Genomic DNA, 24,370 nt, shown 5'->3' on the forward strand with positions numbered 1-24,370 from the left:
ACTCTTTAAACTACTCACCTAAAGGGTAAATAGTCACTTACGTAAATTCTCTTTCATTTTTATACTATTTATATTATAGATAAATAGTCATCGGAGTTATAAGTTCGCAGTTGAGTCCGTTGTCACTAAAAAATAAGCTTGTCCGAAGGACAACACTCAAGGAGATACAATATGAATCTCAACACCAAAGCACTGCTTTCATTGCTACTGTTGGCAGGTTTAACTGCGTCAGTCCAAGCGGCGATAAAACCCTATCCGGCAGGGTTAATTATGCGCGGAAAATATGATGGCACAAAATGTGAACTGCCTCGAGGCAATATGGCTGCAGGTTACTGCCAAGTTTACTGGAAAGATATTGAGCCAACAAAGGGACAATTTAACTGGAGCGTGATTGATAACGCCATCACAGCAGCCCAAACTCATAACACTAACAATGGTGTCTCCAACAAAGACGGCTACAAGGTGATGATCCGTATCCGTACTGGAGTCTATGCACCAGATTGGGTAAAAAACGATCCCGACGTAGGCAAAATCACTTGGTACTTTAAAAACACTACCGCTAATCAAACTCACCAACTGCCATTATTCTGGAATGATGCATACCAAGATCACTATGAAAATCTGATGACTGAAGCAGCCAGTCGATACGATGACAATGACTCTTTAGGCGGCGTGGCAGCCTCCATGTGTATGACAGTACATAGCGAAATCATGTGGAACCGTACTGGCCGTAAGGAGGTGCGTTCCACTAATATGACCGCCATGCGGGGTTTAGGGCAACAAAAACGCTACACCAATAATCGAGATTACGCCTGCCTACAGCGTCAAATACAGATCCACGCTGATAACTGGCAAAATACGCCAACTCTGTTTGGCAGCCACCTATATCAGGTTTACGACTACAACACAGGCGGAAAAACAGCCAACTACAACAAGACCAAACAGCTATTTAATGAGTGCCGTTCAAACACAAAATTAGGTAAACGTTGCGTGCTGGGCAATAACAGCCTTCGTCATGATGAAGTCAACAACGATGGTTCTGTCAACCAATTGCTGTTTGAGGTTGCCCAGGCTGGTGATCCGGTCTATTTCCAAACCAATGTATTTAATGGTGATAGCAACAGCAAGGACTTCTTTGGCATCAACGAACTAGAAGGTGCCATGAACAATGCAGCTAACTGGGGCGCTATTGCAGTAGAGATGCCCATGTACTGGGATTGCAGCGATCATTTCAACAAAAGTGGCTGCACCGTAGAAACCATCAATCAACGTCAGAATGAGTTCCACAATTATCAAGCCAGATTGAAGAACAACTTCCGCCCAGCAGATGGCACTGATACCAATCGCTATGTTCGTACTCGCCACGATATTTCACACAACAGTTGGATGTATAACTCCGGCGCTTTGGATCAACTCTCCTCCACCAGCGATGGTGAAGTGTGGGGACTTTCTGGGCAAACCATTTGGTTCCGTCCTAGTCAACATAGCCCTTGGCAACAAATCAACGGCGGACTGAGCTATATTCAGGTTGCAGGGAAAGGCCGCGTTGTTGGAGTAAACAGTAACGGAGGTCTCTATCAAAGAAATCGTACCAACAACAGCTGGTCAGCTCTTGGCCCCCCACCTCTTAACAGTGGTGAAAAGCTGGTTACTGTGGATACTACAGATGACGGTGTGTTGTGGGCTACCACCTCAAATAACCGTATTTTCAAGCGCAGTGCATCTGGGAACTGGTCGAAAATTTCTGGCGGCCTAAAACAGGTGTCAGTAAATGATGGTGGCAGCGAAGTTTGGGGGATCAACCCCAATAATTACATCTACCGCTGGAATGGCTCAAACTGGACCAATATCGGTGGTACTCTAAAGCAGATCTCTGCTGGTACAAACGGCAATGTCTGGGGTGTGAACATTAACAACACAGTCTATCGCCGTGACGGCAACAGCTGGCAGTCTGTGGGCAGTATGAAGTCAGTGGCTGCTAGGTAACATCTGCTTAAGTTAATTTCACAAGCCAAGGCCAGCTTTCCTTAAGCTGGCCATTCTTATAATCCTACTTTGAATAACTTCAAAAGAGATCACCTATTATCCTTGAATTAGTTTGCCAAAAACTACTCTGAATAGATCACTTTCTTATACCAATTAGCATTATGAACCTCAAACCTCATCCCTAGGCCCAAATGCCAGTAACATCAAAGAAGTGTCTATTTATGTAAAGCAACTTCTCAATTTATAGTATTTATAGTACATATGAGTGAATAAATAATCATCGGAATTAGAAATAGGCAGTTAAGTTCGTTGCCGCTAACAATATGGGTGTGTCCGAGGATGAACAGTAAATAACCAAAACTCAAGGGAGCTAAGATGAATTTAAACACTAAAGCGCTGCTTTCACTACTGCTACTAGCAGGTTTGGGTGTTTCAGCTCAGGCTGCAATCAAGCCCTACCCAGCCGGGTTTATCATGCGGGGACATTATGATGGCACTAAGTGTGAAACACCAAGAGGCAATATGGCCGCTGGTTACTGCCAAGTTTATTGGAAAGATATTGAACCGGTTAAGGGTCAATTTAACTGGAGCGTGATTGATAATGCCATCACGGCAGCCCAAAACCACAACGCTAGTATAGGCGTGTCCAACAAAGATGGTTACAAAGTGATGATCCGTATCCGAACGGGAATTTCATCACCTGACTGGGTAAAGAACGACGCAAATGTTGGTAAGATTACTTGGTATTTTAAGAACACTAGTCGCAAACAAACTCACCAACTACCGCTGTTTTGGAACTCACCTTACCAAGATCATTACGAAGATCTGATGCAAGCAGCAGCCAGTCGATACGATAACAATGACTCAATCGGTGGTGTGGCAGCCTCCATGTGTATGACGGTTCACAGTGAAATTATGTGGAATCGTACTGGCCGAAAGGAAGTACGACCCGCCAATATGTCTACCATGCGGGGATTGGGGGATAAGCGCTACACCAATGAAAAGGACTATGCGTGTCTACAGCGCCAAATACAGATCCATGCAGACCATTGGCAGAGCACACCGAGCCTGTTTGGTAGTCATCTATATCAAGTTTACAACTACAAAAACGGTGGCAAAACCAGTGACTACAACAAGACTAAACAGCTTTTCAATGAATGTCGTTCAAGTACCAAGTTAGGTAAACGCTGTGTGCTAGGTAACAACAGTTTGCGTCACGATGAAGTTAATAATGACGGCTCTATCAATCAGTTACTATTTGAAGTTGCTCAAGAAGGGCATCCTGTCTATTTCCAAACCAATGTATTTAAGAGTGACCGCAAAAAACTCTTTGGTATCGAAGAGCTCAAGGGAGCCATGAACAATGCAGCTAACTGGGGCGCTATTGGGGTAGAGCTCCCTATGTACTGGGATTGCAGCGACTATTTTAATAAAAGCGGTTGTACTACAGCCATCACCGACCAACGCCAGAAAGAGTTCCACAATTACCAAGTTAGATTAAGGAACAACTACCGCCCAGTAAAAACTGAGGAAGAAGCTACAGAAGCCAGCAGTAAAGATAAAGCACGGCCATAAAAACGGGTTACAGCCTGCAAACAGTATAAAATCAACATCTGTCTAATAGTGAACGCTTTTAAGACCAGCTTTAATAAGCTGGTCATTTCTCCCTCCTGAAACTCAAGAAAATGCCCTATCCACACAAGACTCTAGAACGTAGAACGTAAAACCACTACCAATATAAAAGTGGCCTCTCCCTTGTGTTAACGAGCATTTTAATGAAATATATCAGCCTAATTTCATAGCAATATCTATAACAATCTCTATGACAATAATAAGACCTAAAAAGGCCATGAATATGCGTTTAACTCCCCGATCAATTATCACTCTACTTTCAATAACCGCGATAACTGCAAGTAGCTCCACTAGCACGTTTGCCAACACAAGTGATGCCACAACAGCGACAGATGACACACCTAAAATAGCTATTCCACAAATTGCGAGCACTTACATCAACGATGCCATATTGCCACCAGCTATCGAATGGCATGGCAAAAGTGAAACACTGCTCCTCAACGCAGATAACGAATGGGCTACCCCATTTGAAAAGAACGGCCTTAAGACAAGCCCAAGTTATGACGAAACCTTTATCTGGCTCGATAAACTCATCGCTCAAAGTGATAAGCTGAAAAAAGTCAGTTTAGGGAAAAGTCCTCAAGGGCGAGATATCTGGATGATCATCGCCTCAAAAGAGGGGGCTGGAACGCCGGAAGCTTTAGCTGAAAATGATAAACCCAGTGTACTGGTGCAGGCGGGGATCCATTCCGGTGAAATTGACGGTAAAGACGCAGGTATGATGTTACTGCGAGATATGGTTATTGGCGATAAAGGCGCACTACTGGACAAGGTAAACCTGTTATTTGTACCTATCTTCAGTGTCGATGGCCATGAACGATCGACACAATATAATCGTGTTAATCAACGAGGTCCGTTAAACATGGGCTGGCGCACTACGGCCAACAATCTCAACTTAAACCGAGATTACGCTAAAGCTGATACCTTAGAGATGCAGCACATGTTGACCGCCATTAACGCTTGGCAACCAGACCTGTATGTCGATGTGCATGTCACCGATGGCATCGATTATCAATATGATGTCACCTTTGGTTATAACTTGCCTCAGGGATTGAGTCCGGCCAGTTATGCTTGGCTCGAGAAGAGCTACCGCCCGGCAATCGAGTCGGCACTCACATCTCAAGGTCATATCCCCGGCCCTTTAGTATTTGCCATAGATAACACGGATATCACGCAGGGCATGTCACTTTGGAATGCCGGTCCACGTTTCTCAAACGGTTATGGTGATGCACGTCACCTGCCCACTGTCCTTATCGAAAACCACAGCTTAAAACCCTTTAAGCAGAGGGTATTGGGTACCTATGTGATGTTGGAGTCGACACTTAAAACCGTGGGGGAACAAGCCACTAAACTTAAATCCGCCATACGCAAGGACAAGTTCAGTTACTCTCCTATGGTGACCTTAACTTGGAAAGAGCATCAACAAGCCAAAGGGTGGGACTTTAAGGGAATAGATTATCAATTAGAAACAAGCAAAATAAGTGGCAATGAGATAGTACGTTGGACTGGCGAACCTAAGCTGTACCCTAATCTCCCTGTTATAGGTAACACAGTCGCTGATATCCGTGTAAAAAGACCTAGTGCCTATTACATCCCCTCTCAATGGACGCAAGTGTTAGAACGATTAGAGATCCATGGCATTCGTCTAACTCGTCTTGAACAACCCGTTGAACTCACTTTAGAGCAGTACCAATTTACTCAAGCAGAGTTTGGCGCTAAAGATTACGAAGGCCGTCAGCGTGTCGATGCTCAAGTCACTAAACAGCCGATAAAGACCACTCTGCCAACGGGTACCGTCAAACTTGATACTAAACAGCCATTAGGGGATCTGGCTATCTTACTACTGGAGCCACAATCACCTGACTCACTGTTTCAATGGGGACTATTTAACCCAATTTTCACCCGAACTGAGTATATCGAAAACTATGCAGTAGAACCTTTGGCAGCACAGATGCTTAAGGATAACCCAGCCCTACAGACCGAGTTTGATCTGGCACTTGAAGATCCGCTATTCGCCACGAATCCCAAAGCCAGATTACGTTGGTTTTATGAGCGCAGCCCATATTACGATAACCAATACATGAAGTATCCGGTGCTAAGACAGAACTAAGCCATAACGGGCAATAAAACTTAGTTAGGTGGAGTCAGAAGCAGATATCTTCTGACTTTATCTCTATCCACAACTTGGGATTATCTAACTGAGTCGTATCAGGCAGTAGATGGTTAGAGAGTTTTAAAAACTGTGCATCTACATATTTATTTAGGGGAAATACATCACGAGTCGAGGCGTGTTCGCAAATAAACTTAAATATCTCTCCCTTTTCAGCCATGGCACTGAGTCCTTGTTCCAACCGCTCAGTAAGTTGCTTATCGCTCTTGTTAACAAAGATATACATAGGCATAGGGTAGATGAATAATAGATTATCGAGAGCCATCATATCTTGGTTACTCCCATGGTTAAGTTCAGCGAAAACCTCTCCTATTCCACGGGGAAAGTAATCACATCGTCCCTGCCTTAACATAGAATACATAGACTCGAACTTGGTCACCCTCTCTACCCGATATCCATTCCCTTCAAGAATATCACTATCTGGCCAGTGAGTTCCCTGACATGCGGTCAGTAATTTGAGCTGTTCGGGACTCTCTATTTTTAGAAACTCTTGTAATTGTGATCCTCGAATAACTGGCACCCGAATTCCCAATAGCCCAGCCATTAAGGGGATATGAATAACACGATAATGGTTTTCTCTTTTTCTATTTGTCCCCGTCCAGAATACTGAGATGTGCCCCATTTCAAGCGCCTTAAGCGCTCGGTTCTGAGTATAGGAAAATCCCGTCTCAACTATTTCCGCCGCTCCATATTCAGCCTGAGTATTCTTTAGCACTTGGGTGATAAGATCGACATAGTACTGATGACTGGCATCATCTTCAGATTGAGGAGATTGTATCAATACACGAGTCGCCATCCCCGCCGATGCTAGATTGCAATAGAGCATGACGACTAAAACCAAGAAAAAGCGCATAAAGAGACATATCTTCAGGAAGAGTGATGTCACTAGCTTATAGCACACACCAACACAATAACCATAGAATCAGCGCAAAACCGAATTCATTCAACTTGAATTTACAACTTTTAGCTTAGATTGCACTTTTAAGATAAATATTACTTTATGGCCAATATTGAATAGACTAACGGCACTCGCTGCTCATTGTGCTGCAACACATAGCGTGAACGAGGCTTATCCTGTGGATCTATCACCACCTCTTTCTCCAGATTGGCAAAGGCATCATAGGGGCTAAAGTCAAACTCGTTATACCGTCTGATATCAAGCCCTGCACCAATAAGCGCATTAAGTACCTCTGAGATAGGATGCGGCCAAGTCACTAAGGTATCTTTATCTCCCGTGCAGTTCTCTGTATAGGTACCCTCTTCATCGATATCAGGCTCGTCCTGAGCAAAGTAACTATAGCCATCGAATAGGGCTTCTAATGGGTGAAACTCCACCATATAAAACTCACCGCCCGGCTTTAAACTGTCCTTGATAACTTGTGCCCAGAGAGTCAGATCTGGTAGCCAACAAATAGCGCCATATGAAGTAAACACAATATCAAACTGACGATTCAGCTTTTCAGCCACCCCATAGACATCACTACAGATAAACTCTGCCTCAAGCCCGCTACGCTGGGTTAACTCTTGTGCCTGCTCGATGGCAACGGATGAGAGATCGATACCGGTAACATTTGCACCTTCCCGCGCCCAAGACAAGGTATCTAACCCAAAATGACATTGCAGATGGAGCAAGCTTTTGCCTTTTACATCCAACTCATCGAGCTCAATCTCCATTAATGCACTATTTCCGGCAAGGAACCCATCGACATCATAAAATTTGGAACCTACATGAACTTGGGTACGCTTATCCCATGCGCTTTTATTGATTGCTAAGTAGTCCATTATCTCACCTCTTAATGTTTTGCTTCTCGTGTGGGAAAATCACCAACAAATTGTCCTATCCCCCATCTATTGGGCATACAAGTTATCACCTTCCCCCTCACAAATAAAATAACATCTATAAAACATGAAGATACAAAACTGGCACAAACTCTGCTTATTCAAACACAACAGAGAGAACTCACTCGAAAACTAAATCTGTGTAGTTGAAATTACGGATAAACAAAAAACCGCAATAGATTACCGGATATGTTAAAAAGGACTTAAGAAGATGATGTCACGACCCATTGCCCTTGCTAGCCTCACAGCTCTATTTTTAACTGGCTGTATTATTAACGTTAACGGAGCTGGAAGAGCTCCTTCCGAGCACTCTCATCAATCATTGCAATTAAACGCAAGCGGCCTTAATATCCTCATTGCAGAAACAGGGGCGGGAGCCTTAGAGATAAAGGGCGTTGTTGGCCTGACCCATATTACACTTGAAGCCGACATTTACACCTACGAAGGCATCGACCCAATCCTTACCCTTGAAAAGAGCGGCAATTCGGCGCGCCTAGTTACCGATTTTGACAGCTATAGCTTCTCAGGGAACTCACCCTACATTGACCTGATAGTCAAAGTACCTGCAGATATGAAAATGGATATCAACGATGGTTCAGGCAGTATCACAATTGAGGGAACCAGCGCAGATATAGTCCTTAAAGATGGTTCAGGAAGTCTGGAAATTGAAGGAGGTCGAAATCTAGATATTGAGGATGGTTCCGGCTCAATCACACTCTCAAACGTCAATGGTAATATTATGTTAGATGATGGTTCTGGTTCAATTGAGATAACTCGAGTTAACGGTGATGTCACTGTCAATGATGGATCCGGTAGCCTAGATATTGAGAAGATACAGGGGATGGTCACCATAGATGACGGTTCAGGCAGTATTGACGTCACTGACACTAAAGGATTAAGGATAATTGCAGCGGGCTCAGGGAGCCTCAGCTTCAATAACATCGATGGCAAAGTTAATATGCAGTAGCCCATCGATACAAACTTCCCGGCGCAGCGACTTAAAGGTTGTTCAAGTTGCTGCCCACCCTATTAGAGTAAAGCTAATTTCTTTTTTCTACTCCAAGACTTAATCTCGAGCTCACGCTTTAAAGCCCCTGAGCGATCACCAACCTCCTCTTGATAAACCAGCTTAAACGGCCCCTTACCACGAAGAAATTTAGCGGCCTTAGGGCCGCCACTTTCATGTTCTCTAAAACGACGCTCTATATCGATCGTCACCCCGGTGTAAAGATGACCATTAGCACACTCAATCATGTACAGAAACCATTTAGCATCGCTCATGAGATCCACCACTGTCATGCTTCCCAAAACGACGAACAATGTCGACAGTCACTTCAGTAAAAAGATGACCATTGGCACACTCGATCATGTACAGAAACCATTTAGCATCGCTCATGAGATCCACCACTGTCATGCTTCCCAAAACGACGAACAATGTCGACAGTCACTTCAGTAAAAAGATGACCATTGGCACACTCGATCATGTACAGAAACCATTTAGCATCGCTCATGAGATCCACCACTGTCATGCTTCCCAAAACGACGAACAATGTCGACAGTCACTTCAGTAAAAAGATGACCATTGGCACACTCAATCATGTACAGAAACCATTTAGCATCGCTCATGAGATCCACCACTGTCATGCTTCCCAAAACGACGAACAATGTCGACAGTCACTTCAGTAAAAAGATGACCATTGGCGCATTCAATCATACACAAGTACCACTTTGCATCACCCAATATTTACTTACCTAAGCCTAAAAGACCAAGAAAGAAAGCATACTCCTGAGCTGTATCTTGGTAGCGACGATAACGGCCACTTTTACCGCCATGCCCTGCTTCCATGTCGATATGGAACAGCAACTGGTTATTATCAGTTTTATAATCACGTAACTTGGCCACCCACTTCGCTGGCTCAAAATATTGCACTTGCGAATCATGCAAACCAGTAGTCACCAGTAAATGAGGGTAATCCTGACGGGTGATTTGATCATAAGGTGAGTAACTGAGCATATAATCGAAATAGGTTTTCTCATTCGGATTACCCCACTCATCATACTCATTGGTTGTTAAGGGGATCGACTCGTCCAGCATCGTCGTCACAATATCCACAAACGGCACATGAGCGGCGATAGCAAAATACAGCTCTGGAGCCTGATTTATCACTGAGCCCATCAACAGACCACCCGCACTGCCACCAGCAGCGACGACCCGTTTATTATCTGCGTAACCTTGCTCGGTTAATGCCTTAGTGACATCAACAAAATCATTAAAGCTATTTTGCTTATTCAGCATACGTCCATTGTCATACCAAGGACGCCCTAACATCTCCCCGCCTCGCACATGTGCGATGGCATATACCACGCCTCGGTCGAGTAGACTTAACGCTGAACTATCAAAATCAGGCTCAATAGTGTGTCCGTAAGCACCATAGCCATATTGGTAGAGCGGATTGGTTCCATCTTTATGGAATTTGTCTTTGCGATATACCAAGGTCACCGGCACTTTTGCACCATCTCTGGCATGAATAAACAGTCGTTCAGCTTGATAAAGCTCGCTATCGAACTGCCCTAGTACCTTTTCTTGCTTAAGCAGTACTCGAACCGATGGACTCCTTAAATCGTATTCGTAAATTGACTCAGGCGTTGTGGGGCTAGAATAATAGACTCGCAGCTTGTCACTAAGCTGGCTGGCGTTCACATCCAAGCCAACGACATAAGCTGGATCATTAAAAGCTAAGTGATAAGTGCTCTGTTCTCCAAACGGGCGAACTTCAATGTGGCTCAGACCATTGACTCGCGTCTGCACGATAAGGAAGTCTTGCAAGAGTAAGATATCTTCAATGCGCACATCATCATCGGCCGCGATCACTTGCTGCCATTGACTCTTATCTGCAAATTCACTTTCGCTGACCTTCATCAATCTGAAGTTTTCGGCCAACCAATTGGTCACGATATAATACTCGTTACCTAGCTTAGCGACAGAATACTCATGGCCCTCTTCACGGGCTAATAGCGGCACAAAATGACCTAGTGGTTTATCTGCATCAAGCACAGAGACTTCGCTGGTGATGGTACTTTCGTGATGAAGCACTATGCGTGTTTCATCTAAGCTCTGGCCTAGTGCGATATAGTAAGTGTCATCTAACTCTTCATAGACCAAAACATCTTGGGCTTGCTCTGTCCCTAATTGGTGGCGGAATACTTGATTGCCCAACAAGGTTTGCGGATCTTTCTTGATATAGAAAACATGTTGGTTGTCATTAGCCCAGACTAGACGACCGTCGGTGCCCTCTAGAATATCCTTAAGAAACTCACCACTCTCGATAGATTTGAAGTAGATTTTGTACATACGACGGCTCAACAGATCTTCACCAAAAGCCAACATAGATTCGTCCGGGCTGACGGTAACGCCACCGAGGCCATAAAAATCTTGCCCCTCTGCGCGAACGTTAACATCCAATAGTATTGTCTCTTCCTCTCCTAACACCTTACTTCTGGCAATAATAGGATACTCAAAGCCCTGCTGATAACGACGGGAATACCAGTGTGAGTGCCATAGATAAGGCACGCTGGACTCATCTTTATCTAGACGACCTACCAGCTCATCAAATAACGTCTGTTGCAAAGATTCATAGGGAGAAAATTGTGCTTTCTTGTAGCTATTTTCTGCTTCTAAATGAGCGATAATTTTAGGATCTTTACGATCATCATCTCGCATCCAGTAGTAATCATCATTACGTTGAACACCATGCTGGTTCATCTCATGGGGAATTTTTTCAGCAACAGGCGGCTGAACTGAGGTCACAGTTTTCATAGAGGTACATCCAACAGATAGGGTTAATAGCAAAAATACCGATAAGCAAGTTAGCATAGCGTATGCAGTGAACTTCATTACTCGTCCTTGGTAAATGATGAACTTCATTCGTTAATTAGTTCGAGTCTAAAGTCGAAAACCCAATAGGTAAAGCAAAGCTTTCATCACTTGTTATTCCCCTTAAATTAACGCACCATATCTGCGCTCACTATCCACCCAACATGGCGGATAGATGAGTAAATTCTCAGGGCGGGGTGAAACTCCCCACCGGCGGTGATAGCGTTTAGTCTTGTCTAAATCTTAAGCCCGCGAGCGCCCATACTCACTCCGACATTAAAAAATGTTATGTGGTTTGGGGTCAAGCAGATCTGGTGACTTCTACGTATCCCCATGTAGTACATTCCAGAGCCGACGGTAATGAACCGCATAAATCAGCTGATATCACTCACTGACAATGTTGTACTAAGTCCGGATGAAAGAGAATATAAGACAAATAGTTATTATCACTATCACTTAGTGAGGTTAAGCCTATTTGCTTCTTATCGTACGCGCACATAAACCGCTTATTTAAGCGCTAGCTATGTGTCGTCATTTTCTGCACGCCCTGATTCTGGAAAAACCAATGCAGTTTATTAAGGATTTTAACCATGAATCAGTCACTACTTACCCCTTTCGGTACCGCACTTGAACGTGTCAATGCCGCCCTCACTTCTCTTAGACAAGGCCGAGGTGTACTCGTAGTCGATGACGAAGACAGAGAGAATGAAGGTGATCTTATCTACTCAGCTGAATCACTAACCAATGAACAGATGGCTCTGCTTATTCGTGAGTGTAGTGGCATAGTCTGCCTCTGCTTAACTGACGAACGTATCAAGCAGTTAGAATTACCCCCTATGGTCGAAGACAACTCCAGCCAATACGGCACTGCATTTACGATCAGCATAGAAGCTAAAGTAGGCGTCACAACCGGCGTCTCCGCTGCCGACCGAGTAACCACAATTAAAGCCGCTATCGCCGATAATGCCAGCACTGATGATTTAGCAAAGCCTGGCCACGTCTATCCACTTCGTGCTCAACCTGGGGGAGTATTTACACGGCGAGGACATACTGAAGGAACGGTTGATCTTATGTTACTCGCCGGATTAAAGCCTGCAGGAGTATTGTGTGAAGTCACCAATCCCGATGGCACGATGGCTCGACTGCCTGAAATCATCGAATTTAGTAAACAGCACAATCTACCTGTGCTCACCATAGAAGATATCGTTAAATACCGCAAAGCCACAATGGTAAAAGCGAGTTAATCTATTCCTACCTCAAAAATGGTTATTTATATGGATAACAACTCCAATAATTAACCATTTTTACTAGAAGTCGAATGCCTATAATTGTCTTTTGTTTATATTTTATAGCCATATAGATAATATGGTTATAAGATTGTTCCTCTCACGTTGCCTACCAAAAGTCATCTTTTATAAAAATATATTCAACAAAAAATAGTTGATTAGACTTCGGTAAAATATCGATAAAACATAACACGCAGGGATCAAGTTGAATGCCATTAGTGATAAGCCGATTGAGTTTTAAAAATAAGTTAATCTTATTTGCAGCCATTCCCATGCTGTTACTTGCTCTGTTTGGATCAATCATAATGTCAAGCCTATGGCACAGCTATCAGGCAGCACAAAATAATACGCTTGTTATTGAATTTACCCAAGATATACAGAATCTGGTCTACGAGCTACAAAAAGAGCGAGGACTCACTGCTGGATTTATCAGTAGTGAAGGAAGTAGGTACCGTCAGCAGCTACACGACCAAGAGCAACATACAGACCGTCGGCTCTCTCTGCTCCAGAGCAAAATGACCTTAGATACACTGTTTGAAATTGACATTGATACTGAACAGATACGGCTACTGACTAAAACTGTTGAACGAATTAGGCATCTCAACCAAGAACTACTGCAAATACGCCAAGAAATTAGATCCAACGGTGGAGATACTTTTCAATTATTCACCGAAATGATTAACCATTTTCTCATTCTTATTACCCAAATTCAGATCCAAGATGAATCTCAAGCGAACTCTTACCATACCCTTATCCGTTTACTTGATATACAGGAGTTAGCAGGTCAAGAAAGAGGACTAGTAAATCGTTTACTCTCAGCAAAACTGATAACCCCCGATGCCTTTATCGCCATTCATACGATAGAAGATCATTTGGACAGTGCGGTAAATCAAACCCTATCAACAGCTGAAATGGTTTACAAACAGTATGTAAAGGAACTATTGTCCAGCGACACCAACCGAGCTTATCTGTTGATGCGAGAGCAGATAAAATCACAAATTAAACTTATAGGACATACACAGGAGCTGACCGCCTTATTGGGCTATGGTGGCTTGATTCATCATTTTAAAAATTATCTTCTAAGAGGACAACCTGAACACTTCGAGTTTTTTAATCATGATATTCAGCAGGTTGAGACTAAATTAGCCCAATTGAAGCAACATTCACTCAGCGCCGAACAAATATCAGCGATTGATCAAATTTCAGATACCCTTGACCAATACCGTGAAATTCTAACTCAGCTAATCCAGCTCAAACACCAGGGAGTTGCGTTCCAAGCTCTAGATTCTCAAGTCCGTATCAATGATGAGCCTATGCTGGCATCACTCACCTTACTCCAATCCCAAGCCCCTGCAGTAAACAGTGAAGAGTGGTGGAAAACGGCCAGTAAGCGAATCGAAAAACTACATCAAATAAGCTCTGTCATATCCTCTGATATAACCAAGTTGGGTGAACAACAGAAAAAGAGAGCCCTGATCTATCTAACCATAGGAATTACGGGCACCTTCATCAATATTTTACTGTTATTTATTCTAGGCCGTATCATGGTCAGAAATCTGGTCGGTAGTGTCTCTGCTATCGCTAGAGATATGCAGAAAATGGCCCAAGATCCACACCTTAATTTAACGGTTACCGTAGAGGGCAATGATGAAATAGCCCAAATGTCTCAAGCACTCAATCAGATGTTAATAGAGCGGGTCAAAGCTAATAGCCAGTTGAACTTAGCCGCAGCGGTATTCGATTATTCAGCCGAAGGAATCATGGTCACAGATAAAGATAATCGTATCGAATTAACCAACCCCGCTTTTACTCAAATCACAGGTTACAGCTTCGCGGAGGTTAAAGGGAAAAAGCCATCGATATTAAAATCAGCGATTCAGCCTGAGAGTTTTTATCAATCCATGTGGTCCTCATTGGAGAAAAATGATAAATGGGAGGGGGAAATTTGGAATAAACGTAAAAATGGGCAGGTTTACCCCGAGTACTTAGCTATCACAGTTGTACGTGATGAAGATGGTGAAATAATCCAACATATCGGCTTATTTCTCGACATTAGCAATCGTAAAAAGTATGAGCAAGATATCTGGTACAAGACCAACTATGATGCGCTGACAAACTTGCCTAACCGTCATCTTTATACAGTGACATTGCAACAGGAGATGCAGCTAAATAAACAGAGAGGTTCACAACTCGCAGTTTTGTTTATCGATCTGGATAAGTTCAAACATATCAATGATATTTATGGCCATACTATCGGCAATGAACTGCTTTGCCTCGTCGCAGCGAGATTAGAATGCTTACTGGATCAACACGACTTCATTGCCCGTTTAAACGGAGATGAATTTGTTATCATTAAGACCCAGCTAGAGACAAAAGCACAACTGAAACAATTCACAAAATCGGTACTCGAACATATCTCTTCTCCCTTCGAACTGAGTAATAACGAACTGATGATCTCAACGAGTATAGGTATCAGTCTTTACCCTGATAATGGAGATGATGCAGAACTATTAACCCGAAATGCCGAAACCGCCATGTATAAAGCGAAAGGAGATGGACGCAGTAACTACCGTTACTTCTCTCCGGAAATGAATGCTAATATGCTAGTGCGGATCCAACTGGAACAGCGTCTTAGACGTGCGGTAATTCAAAATGAATTTCGTCTTAATTATCAACCTATTGTAAGACTAAATGATCGAAGCATCATAGGTGTCGAAGCCTTAATACGTTGGCAAGATCCTAAGTTTGGCCTTATATCTCCTGAACAGTTCATCCCTTTAGCCGAAGAAACTGGACTCATAGAGCCTATTGGTGAATGGGTACTTGAACAGGCATTAATCGATCTACACTCATGGCATAGCATGGGCTATATGATCAATATGGCAGTCAATGTCTCAGGTAGACAGCTTATCAACAATAACCAGATAACGTTCAATCTACTTATATCTAAGTTGTTGAAAAAATATAATATACCTCCTAAATATCTACATATAGAGATTACTGAATCTATGCTTATGGATGATACTGAGCAGTGTTTACATGCGCTAGAAGCTATCCGTGACCAAGGTATGGATATCTATATTGATGATTTTGGCACTGGCTACTCTTCCCTCAGTTATCTCAAGAGTTTTCCTATCTCTGTCATTAAAATAGACAAAAGTTTTGTCGATAATATGCTGGAGTGTCAGTCAGATGCCAGCCTGATCAAAACCATTATCATGATGGGGAAAAATTTAGAATTAAAGCTAGTCGCTGAAGGAATAGAAACAGAATCCCAGTTGCAATTTTTAAAGGATTTGGGTTGCGATTTTGGTCAAGGTTATCTTATTTCTCACCCGTTACCGAGTCAGAAGTTGACCACTTTACTTGAAAATAGGTGTCAGTCTGAATCCCTACAGAATACAGATGAGGAAAAGTATCTGAATGTCTAAACAATCATACTGACTAAGAAGCGATGGTTCACTTCTTAGTCAGTCATTCTTTAGCTTAAACGCCTGTCATAACACTAGCTGATTCTTTAATAGCCATCTGCGCCAAATCTTTATCGACAAAGAACAGCGCCTTACCATCTTCACCAACCAAACGAATCTTATCGACAACCGACTTAAATAACTTCTCCTCTTCGTGCTGTTCAGAGACATACCATTGCAAAAAGTTAAACGTTGAATAATCTTGATTAGTAAATGCTGCATGGGCCAACGCATTTATCTTACTTGTGATCATCTGCTCATGCTCATAAGTATATTCGAACAATGCTAATAGAGATGAAAACTCAGCTTGAGGAGCTTGGATCACGCCTATCAGTGGCATCCCTCCAGTTTCACTCACATAAGTGAATAGACGATGCATATGCTGCATCTCTTCATCTGCGTGGACACGCATAAACTGAGCAGCACCTTCGAAACCTTTATCGTCGCACCATGCGCTCATCTGCAAGTAGAGGTTTGAAGAGAAAAACTCAACATTAATCTGAGCGTTCAATTGATCAATCATAGTTTGTGCAAGCATAGTTAATCCTATCTACATATATTTAAACAATTAAAACCTTATACCTGATCGATTAATCCGGTATTTAAGGTCATCTGGGAAATAAGATCTACATTGTTATGAAGGCAGATCCAAAAATCAATAAAATTTACTTAAACCACTGTTTTATAAATACAAATAATTCTCATTAATATTGAATTAACCAGGGATAACCAGACCTTGCAACATTTACTAACCATTTCACACAGACTCATTAACACTTAAATCCTAGTATTGATCTCCAAACAAGCTCGAAATGTAGGATTCAACATGACGAGAAGTGACTGATTTGGAAAGATAATGAATTTAACTCGTATAAGTACGCATAACCCCGCAGGCACCTTAGTCACCCTCCTGTTGATCGCCATTTTTGGCCTACTTGCTATCGCCAAACTCCCAATTCAGCTACTGCCAGATATTCAACGCCCACAAATATCAGTTTTCAACAATTGGCGATCTGCCGCTCCCCAAGAGATGGAGTCTAATATCATAGAGCCCCAGGAGAATGTCCTGAGGCAGGTGCCAGGTGTTATTGAGATGACTTCTAACATCTCCCAAGGCTTTGGAGGGGTGACACTCACCTTCGAGGTCGGCAGTAATATGCAAGAAGGGATGATTAATGTTATTAACGCGCTGAATCAAACACCACCTCGCCCACTCGATGCCAACGAGCCCTTTATCAATGTAGGCGGTGGCCGAGGAGCGCCTAACTTAGCCTCGCTACTTATCCGTATGGCACCAGATAATCCGGCTACCGATTTTGGCAAATACCAAAAGTTAATCGACGATGTTGTCGAGCCCAGGCTCAGACAGATCACAGGTGTGGGATCCGTGCAACTGCAGAGCCGTCAGCCCAAAGAGCTACATATTGAGTTCGATCCCTACCGTGCAGCTGCGTTGGGGATCACTTTAGATCAACTAAGGAACACCTTATCCCGTGCCGCCGATATCTCGGGAGGTACGGCCAATGTAGGTCGTCGCCAATATACGGTGCGGTTTATCGGTCAATATACCCCTGATAACTTAGGTCAGTTGATTGTCACTTATAATGAAGGACGTCCGATTTACCTCAATGAATTGGCCGATGTATCTATCTCTACCGCAGAGGTACAGGGGTTTACCAAACGAAATGGTTACACCGCCTACTATATGACACTGCAAGGCACCTTCGACGCTAACACGGTCACAGTGCTTGAAGGAGTCAATCAAGCCATAGCTGAATTGAATAGTGGTGCACTAAAAGATGCGGGTCTAGTGATGGATCTCTCTTTTGATGCGTCGGTTCATATTAAGCGAGCCATCCTGTTAGTGAAGGGAAATCTGGCCATTGGTGTAATGCTGGCACTAGTTATCTTATTCGCCTTCCTACGAAGTTTCCGCGCCACGTTAATGATCGCCTCCACTATCCCCGTAGCCCTATTGCTCGCCTTCTTCTCGCTTGAAGCAATGGGACGAACACTTAATGTGATCTCACTGGCCGGATTGGCATTTGCAGTGGGTCTAGTTCTCGATGCCGCGATTATAGTGCAAGAAAACATCGTCCGGCTGCTGCAACAAGGGCGAAGCATTAGGGAAGCTATTGAACAAGGGACAGATCAAGTAAAGGGGGCATTGATGGCCTCGACAGTCACCACTGTTGCCATTTTCCTGCCAATATTGTTTATGCCGGGAGTAGAAGGTCAGCTATTTTCCGATCTTGCTCTTACCCTCTCAGTGGCTGTTGTCTCCTCATTTATCAGTGCTATCACGTTAATTCCAGTCTTTAGTTTGCTATGGCTCAAACTACCAAAGCAAGCCAATAATGAACCACTTAAACCAAATCTCTGGAGTAAGCTAACGCAGTTGATAAAACTGCTAACAGGCAGTAAAAAGCGTTCGGCAGCTTGGTGTTCTCTGTTAATCATAGGCAGCGGCATAGTTACATTCTCCCTGATGCCACGGCCAGATTTCCTGCCTCAAGCAAGATCTGACGGCATATTTGCTTTCTTCTCCCTGCCACCCGGCTCTAATGTAAAAACCATAGAAAAAGAGGTTGGCGACATCATCATTGAGAGATTAAAACCCCATTACAATAAGGTAAAAGCTCCCTATATTAAAGGCTATAACTTCTCTATGTATTCTGCGTTTAACGTGCTTTTTATCTATCCAGAAGATCCATCTCAAGCCGACGAGATGATCGAACTGCTTAATGATGAGATTTTAATCGGCCTTCCAGACACCCAAGCCTTCACCAATCGAGGTTCTTTACTGCAGTTCGGTTTTAATGGTGGGCGAGCAATAAACATTGATCTTCAGGGATCGGATATGGAAGCCCTAATGGCCTCAGCAGCGACAGGCATGAAGCTGATCACAGATGCACTTCCAGGTGCTGTCGTTCGTCCTCAACCGGGCTTATCCATGGCACAACCTGAACTGCAGCTCATTCCAAATGAACGCCGATTAGCCCAAGCCGGTGTAGATAGAATCCAGATAGCCAATGCGATTCGCGCATACACCTCCGGCTTGTTCGTTGGCGAATACTTCGATGGTAATGAACGTATGGATATCTTACTTAAAGGCCCTAAATGGCAGTATCCAGAACAACTTGCTGCCACGCCGGTTTACACTCAGGCTGCGGGCATACAGACAATAGGAGAGCTGGCAACGATTAAGCGAACAGTAGGCCCGACTCAGCTTCAGCGGGTCAATGGCAAGCGTAGTGTCAGTCTACTTATCTTCCCACCAGCTGATATGTCTCTGGATGAGGCATTAGACATTATCAATGAGAGCGCGATACCAGAACTGAAAGCCAGTCTGCCAGATAACAGCTCCCTCAAGTTCCGCGGTAGCGCTGATAAACTCGACCAGACGATTAAAGATATGGGGGCTAACTTCCTTTTAGCTGTGGTGATCTTGTTTCTGCTAATGGCGGCGATGTTTAAGTCAGCCAAAGATAGCCTACTAGTATTACTTTCTATGCCACTCGCTATCTGCGGAGGTGTCGTTAGCCTGAGACTGCTCAACCTCTTTAGCTTTCAAAGCTTAGATCTTCTGACCATGATAGGTTTTATCATCTTGCTCGGTCTCGTGGTCAATAACGCCATATTATTGGTGGATCAAACCCGTCAAGGAACCCGAGAGGGATTAGATATCGATCAAGCGATCTATCAAGCGGTTAATACTCGTGCTCGTCCGGTTTATATGAGCACTTTAACCTCCATTTTTGGCATGCTTCCCCTGATGCTGATACCCGGTGTGGGGAGTGAAATCTACCGCGGATTAGCCGCAGTTATCGTCGGTGGTATGACTTTCAGTGCCCTCTTTACTCTTATCCTAATCCCCAGTTTATTGCGGTTAACTCATCAGGCGAAAACACAATTAACCTCAGACCCTTTTAACGCCTCAATGGCAACAACAAATACCGGAACCAAGTGATGAAGAACCTTATACCAAGTCTATTAATCCTATCACTTCTCGTCTCACACTCAACGATAGCCGAGGAGGATACATCACAAGAACAGGAGGCTCCGCCACGTATTGTCAGCGTAGCCCAAGTGGAAAACCGCGCTCTTTCACCAAAAATAATGGTGATAGGTTCAGTGCACTCACGCAGCAATGCCGAATTAACGTCTGGTATTGACGGTAAACTAGAATGGGTTCAAGAAGCAGGATCTTTAGTCAGAGTTGGCGAAGTTGTCGCCAGATTAGAACAGACTCGGCTCGTCTTGCAACAGGAACAGCAGCAAGCTCAAATCGAATATGAACAAGTGAGTCTCACTCGTTTAGATCGAGAGTACAGCAGACTTAAAAAGCTAATTAAGAGTAAGAATGCATCGGAAACTGAGGTAGACAAGGCTCAATCTGAGCGCGATCTTGCAGCGGCTAATCTCAAGCTGGAACAGATAAAACTCAAGATGATTTTAGACAATCTCGATCGCACCGAAGTTAAAGCAACCTTTGACGGTATTATCACTGAACGTAAACACCAAGCCGGAGAAGATATTAATCGTTCAGAATCCATTGTTGCCATGACAGACCCCAATAATCTAGAGATCCGCCTCCATGCACCTTTAAAGCATAGCCGCCGTGTAAAGGTGGGCGATGAACTTAACATCTACCATAGCCAAGGCGAGTTTTACGGTAATATTCGCAGCTTAATTCCGGTATCGGATATACGCTCACAAACTTTCGAAGCCCGTATCGATCTTCCAATTGAGATGCAGGATGCTTTCAGTGTGGGTGAACTCGTTTCTCTAGCACTACCTATCGCCCCAAAACAGTTCACGACCTTAGTTCCTCGCGATGCCATCATCTTGCGATCCACCGGAGCCTATGTATTTAAAATAGACAACAATAATAAGGCGATTAAAATTTCAGTTGAACTCGGCGACGGCGAAGATGAGTGGATAGCTGTTAATGGTGACCTAACAGACAGCGATACTGTCGTCATCCGTGGTGCTGAGACATTACAAGATGGTCAACTCGTCAAACTGCAAGCACTCTCAGGCGCAAAAATGGCCACAGCAGGCTAATAAACCTACATCGGAGTACTCGTTTCAGAGATCCAATAGAGGTGATTTGAGCATAAAATCAGCCTGCAATCATTGCGGGCTTTTTAATGCTAGGCGAAAACTGGCGTTAAGATCAAAACTGCAGTTAAGATCATAGTCTTCTGCTTTAGGCATGGCATAATGATGCTCACTTTCGATTTTCTTAACCCTGTTAGACTTCATTTTTAAAGGAAGCCAGATGCCAGCTAAAGCCGACCCCTGCTCTCAACCTAGTCTTATGCACCCAGATGAGGCGATAACACGACTTCTCGAACAAGTCACATCATTGGATGACTCAGAAGTAGTGCAACTTTCCCATTCCCTAGGCCGTGTTCTGGCTGAAGACTTAGCATCAAGTCTCGATCTACCTCCTTTTAATAACTCGGCGATGGACGGCTATGCTTTTCGATTCGAAGATCTCACCAACAATGATAGCCTTACTCTAATCGGTCAATCTTTCGCTGGACACCCTTTCGAGGGGAAGCCAACAGCTAACACGTGTATTCGAATTATGACAGGTGCACCAGTTCCTGATGGCTATGACACTGTGCAGATGCAGGAAAAAGTCGAAGCAAAAGAGAAAGACATCTTCATTGAAGTTCCTAACGCTAAAGGGGCAAATCTGCGTTACCAAGGTGAAGAAGTTAAGGTCGGTGGCAAGGTATTGTTTTCAGGTTCTCTAATTGGCGCTGCTGAGATGGGCGTTTTAGCCACCATAGGTGTCAGCCAACTCCGCGTGACTCGTCAGGTCAAAGTAGCCTTCTTCTCAACCGGAGATGAACTGCGCCCAGTCGGTAGTGAGCTCGCACCGGGCCAGATATATGACTCAAACCGATATACCATTCAAGGACTATTAAGCCGAGCGAATGTCGAGTGGATCGATCTCGGTGTGATTGCAGATGATCCTGAAGCCATTCGTCAAGCTTTTCGTCACGCGGCATCCTGTGCCGATATGGTACTCACCTCAGGTGGTGTCTCTGTTGGAGATGCCGATTATACCAAACAAATTTTAGACGAAGAGGGTGAAATAACGTTCTGGAAACTGGCTATCAAACCAGGCAAACCCTTCGCATTCGGCCGTTTAGGTAAGGCCGTATTCTGTGGCCTTCCCGGTAATCCTGTTTCATCTATGGTGACCTTTTACAAGTTAGTCTGGCCACTGCTGCAAAAAATGCAAGGCCTGCCTCAAACTAAGCCGTTAACACTGAAGGCGAAACTCAAAGGTGATCTGCGCAAATTCCCCGGACGTGTTGAATACCAAAGAGGCAACTTAAATTACAATGAACAAGGCGAAGCTGAAGTCACCATTACCGGTGGTCAAGGTTCAGGCATGTTGACCTCTATGAGCTTAGCAAACTGTTTCGTTATCTTAGCCCAAGATCAAGGCAACACCCCAAGTGGTAGCTTAGTCACGGTTGAACCATTTAATTCAGTACTTTGTTAATCTATAGCCAGATCACGTCAAGATGCAGGAAACAGATATGAGCTCGACCACAGATAACGATGAGATTTTATCCGACAGTGAAATTCTCAGATACAGCCGGCATATCTCCATCAAGGCGATGGATTTTGAGGGGCAGGAGAGATTAAAACTTGCCAAGATTTTGGTTGTCGGTGCGGGTGGGCTCGGATGTGCAGCAACTCAGTATATGGCGGTAGCTGGTGTAGGAATGATGACTTTAGTCGACTTCGACACCGTTGAACTCTCTAACCTTCAGCGTCAGGTCTTGCATCTAGATAAGAATATCGGTCAACCTAAAGTTGAATCTGCCAAACAAACCTTAAGCGAGCTCAATCCACACCTTGAGATAGCGGTTATCAATAGGGTACTCGACGATCATGAGTTCGATAGCTTAGTGGCAAAGCACACTCTAGTGATGGACTGCACCGACAATGTGGCCGTGCGTGAGCAACTCAATAAAAGCTGTTTCACCCACAAGGTGCCTTTGGTCTCAGCGGCAGCTATCCGTATGGAAGGCACTGTAACCGTATTTGATTATCAAAGGAACACCCCTTGTTACCATTGTTTCAGCCAACTCTTTGGCGAGCAACACCTCACCTGTGTTGAGTCTGGGATCTTAGCCCCTGTCGTTGGCATGATTGGCTGCTTACAAGCAGTTGAAGCAATCAAAGTTATCGCTAAAATGGGCAAGCCACTCATCGGCAGAATATTGATGATCGATGCCATGACCATGGAGTTTCGCGAGATGAAACTCAGTAGACAGATTAACTGCGACGTATGTAACAAAAACTAACGTCTTGATGCGATAAGCTGCTTATAATCAGAGGCAGCAACCGCTCCACTGCCTAGTCGTGATGAAACTAACTTTGTCACCTAGTCAACATCTGGTAAAGTCACCTTTTAAGATAAAAAACCTTTCTACTGCAACGGACATTAGTTATATATTGCATATACCCAATATATTAATTTAAAACACTCTTATTTCGGAGAATCGACGGATATGATTAAAGTTACCTTTCTATCACTCATTATCACAGCGACATTAGCACTAACTGGGTGTAACCCAAGCGAGCAAACGGCATCTGCTAATGCGAATAAGCAAGCGATGGCCGAAGCTGTCGATATGGATAATCAAGCCACAGATTACTGTAAATCACTACAAGGAAAGCTGACTCTAGACACTGGAGTTTGTACTTTGCCAAGCGGTGAAGCATTAGATCAGTGGGCACTATTCAGACGTGATCACAAGCAACCTGAGACTGCTATTGGTATGGCTAATCCAGCCGCTAAATATTGCGAATCCCTACAAGGAAAACTAACACTAGACACTGGCGTTTGTACTTTGCCAAGCGGTGAGGCATTAGACCAGTGGGATCTATTCAAACGTGATAATAAGCAGGCAACGGCGATCGGCTTAGCCAGTCCAGCGGCTAAATATTGTGAGTCTCTGCAGGGTAAATTAACACTAGATACTGGCATTTGTACCTTGCCAAATGGTGAAGCGCTAGATCAATGGGATCTACTCAGACGCGATCATCAGTAGAGTAAATCTGCTGTCGATGTTAT

General features: G+C 43.8%; 19 protein-coding genes and 1 riboswitch. Of the genes, 11 read left to right on the top strand and 8 right to left on the bottom strand.

All coding sequences use genetic code 11. From position 1 onward, the window contains the following. Nucleotides 1-171: 171 nt before the first annotated feature. From HWQ47_RS26825 to HWQ47_RS26835, 3 genes are all read left to right on the top strand, one after another. A complete protein-coding gene (locus HWQ47_RS26825; RefSeq protein WP_269968980.1) occupies nt 172-1,986 on the top strand; it encodes a tectonin domain-containing protein in 1,815 nt (604 codons plus the stop codon). A gap of 375 nt (nt 1,987-2,361) precedes the next feature. Continuing rightward, entirely contained in the window at nt 2,362-3,561 is a 1,200-nt protein-coding gene (locus tag HWQ47_RS26830; protein WP_269968981.1) for a beta-galactosidase, read from the top strand. Between the two features lie 274 nt (nt 3,562-3,835). After that, nucleotides 3,836-5,728 carry a M14 family metallopeptidase gene (locus HWQ47_RS26835; RefSeq protein WP_442802072.1) on the top strand — a complete coding sequence of 631 codons (1,893 nt, stop codon included), beginning with the start codon at nt 3,836-3,838 and terminating at the stop codon, nt 5,726-5,728. Nucleotides 5,729-5,762: 34 nt separating this feature from the next. Here HWQ47_RS26835 and HWQ47_RS26840 read toward each other — a convergent pair whose 3' ends face one another. Both HWQ47_RS26840 and HWQ47_RS26845 read right to left on the bottom strand, forming a co-directional pair. Beyond that, nucleotides 5,763-6,641 (bottom strand): transporter substrate-binding domain-containing protein, encoded by an 879-nt coding sequence (locus tag HWQ47_RS26840; RefSeq protein WP_269968983.1) that lies wholly within the window; start codon nt 6,639-6,641, stop codon nt 5,763-5,765. 140 nt (nt 6,642-6,781) lie between these two features. Beyond that, on the bottom strand, nt 6,782-7,570 hold the full coding sequence (locus HWQ47_RS26845; protein WP_269968984.1) for a class I SAM-dependent methyltransferase: 789 nt from the start codon (nt 7,568-7,570) through the stop codon (nt 6,782-6,784). A 268-nt stretch (nt 7,571-7,838) separates the two neighbouring features. Here HWQ47_RS26845 and HWQ47_RS26850 point away from each other — a divergent pair, with 268 nt between their 5' ends. Beyond that, the gene (locus HWQ47_RS26850) at nt 7,839-8,594 is read left to right on the top strand and encodes a hypothetical protein (RefSeq protein ID WP_269968985.1); all 756 of its coding nucleotides are present in this window, start codon (nt 7,839-7,841) and stop codon (nt 8,592-8,594) included. Between the two features lie 62 nt (nt 8,595-8,656). Here HWQ47_RS26850 and HWQ47_RS26855 read toward each other — a convergent pair whose 3' ends face one another. The 5 genes from HWQ47_RS26855 to HWQ47_RS26875 all read right to left on the bottom strand — a co-directional run bounded on the left by HWQ47_RS26855 (nt 8,657) and on the right by HWQ47_RS26875 (nt 11,501). Then, a complete protein-coding gene (locus HWQ47_RS26855) occupies nt 8,657-8,908 on the bottom strand; it encodes a GIY-YIG nuclease family protein (RefSeq protein WP_269968986.1) in 252 nt (83 codons plus the stop codon). Further along, on the bottom strand, nt 8,895-9,023 hold the full coding sequence (locus tag HWQ47_RS26860) for a hypothetical protein (RefSeq protein ID WP_269968987.1): 129 nt from the start codon (nt 9,021-9,023) through the stop codon (nt 8,895-8,897). The genes HWQ47_RS26855 and HWQ47_RS26860 overlap by 14 nt, the downstream gene beginning before the upstream one ends. Continuing rightward, nucleotides 9,010-9,138: a hypothetical protein gene (locus HWQ47_RS26865; protein WP_269968987.1), complete on the bottom strand. Its 129-nt coding sequence runs from the start codon at nt 9,136-9,138 to the stop codon at nt 9,010-9,012. Before HWQ47_RS26865 ends, HWQ47_RS26860 begins: the two co-directional genes overlap by 14 nt. Beyond that, nucleotides 9,125-9,253 (bottom strand): hypothetical protein, encoded by a 129-nt coding sequence (locus tag HWQ47_RS26870; RefSeq protein ID WP_269968987.1) that lies wholly within the window; start codon nt 9,251-9,253, stop codon nt 9,125-9,127. The genes HWQ47_RS26865 and HWQ47_RS26870 overlap by 14 nt, the downstream gene beginning before the upstream one ends. Before the next feature lie 118 nt (nt 9,254-9,371). Further along, on the bottom strand, nt 9,372-11,501 hold the full coding sequence (locus tag HWQ47_RS26875; protein WP_442802073.1) for a S9 family peptidase: 2,130 nt from the start codon (nt 11,499-11,501) through the stop codon (nt 9,372-9,374). A gap of 179 nt (nt 11,502-11,680) precedes the next feature. Further along, a riboswitch (FMN riboswitch) is annotated at nt 11,681-11,932 on the top strand. 159 nt (nt 11,933-12,091) lie between these two features. Here HWQ47_RS26875 and ribB point away from each other — a divergent pair. Both ribB and HWQ47_RS26885 read left to right on the top strand, forming a co-directional pair. Further along, nucleotides 12,092-12,745 (top strand): 3,4-dihydroxy-2-butanone-4-phosphate synthase, encoded by a 654-nt coding sequence (ribB, locus tag HWQ47_RS26880; protein WP_269968988.1) that lies wholly within the window; start codon nt 12,092-12,094, stop codon nt 12,743-12,745. Between the two features lie 251 nt (nt 12,746-12,996). After that, nucleotides 12,997-16,218: an EAL domain-containing protein gene (locus tag HWQ47_RS26885; protein ID WP_269968989.1), complete on the top strand. Its 3,222-nt coding sequence runs from the start codon at nt 12,997-12,999 to the stop codon at nt 16,216-16,218. A gap of 55 nt (nt 16,219-16,273) precedes the next feature. On the opposite strand, the gene ftnA is transcribed toward HWQ47_RS26885, so the two are convergent. Further along, nucleotides 16,274-16,795 carry a non-heme ferritin gene (gene ftnA / locus HWQ47_RS26890; RefSeq protein WP_269968990.1) on the bottom strand — a complete coding sequence of 174 codons (522 nt, stop codon included), beginning with the start codon at nt 16,793-16,795 and terminating at the stop codon, nt 16,274-16,276. 318 nt (nt 16,796-17,113) lie between these two features. Here ftnA and HWQ47_RS26895 point away from each other — a divergent pair, with 318 nt between their 5' ends. From HWQ47_RS26895 to HWQ47_RS26915, 5 genes are all read left to right on the top strand, one after another. Then, nucleotides 17,114-20,227, top strand: a complete 3,114-nt coding sequence (locus tag HWQ47_RS26895) for an efflux RND transporter permease subunit (RefSeq protein ID WP_269968991.1) — start codon at nt 17,114-17,116, stop codon at nt 20,225-20,227. After that, nucleotides 20,227-21,324: an efflux RND transporter periplasmic adaptor subunit gene (locus HWQ47_RS26900; RefSeq protein ID WP_269968992.1), complete on the top strand. Its 1,098-nt coding sequence runs from the start codon at nt 20,227-20,229 to the stop codon at nt 21,322-21,324. Before HWQ47_RS26895 ends, HWQ47_RS26900 begins: the two co-directional genes overlap by 1 nt. 217 nt (nt 21,325-21,541) lie before the next feature. Then, a complete protein-coding gene (gene moeA / locus HWQ47_RS26905; protein ID WP_269968993.1) occupies nt 21,542-22,786 on the top strand; it encodes a molybdopterin molybdotransferase MoeA in 1,245 nt (414 codons plus the stop codon). 37 nt (nt 22,787-22,823) lie between these two features. After that, nucleotides 22,824-23,597, top strand: a complete 774-nt coding sequence (gene moeB / locus HWQ47_RS26910; RefSeq protein ID WP_269968994.1) for a molybdopterin-synthase adenylyltransferase MoeB — start codon at nt 22,824-22,826, stop codon at nt 23,595-23,597. Between the two features lie 207 nt (nt 23,598-23,804). Further along, nucleotides 23,805-24,347 (top strand): putative hemolysin, encoded by a 543-nt coding sequence (locus HWQ47_RS26915; protein ID WP_269968995.1) that lies wholly within the window; start codon nt 23,805-23,807, stop codon nt 24,345-24,347. The last annotated feature ends 23 nt before the right edge of the window (nt 24,348-24,370 follow it).

Source organism: Shewanella sp. MTB7 (assembly GCF_027571385.1).
GTDB lineage: Bacteria > Pseudomonadota > Gammaproteobacteria > Enterobacterales > Shewanellaceae > Shewanella.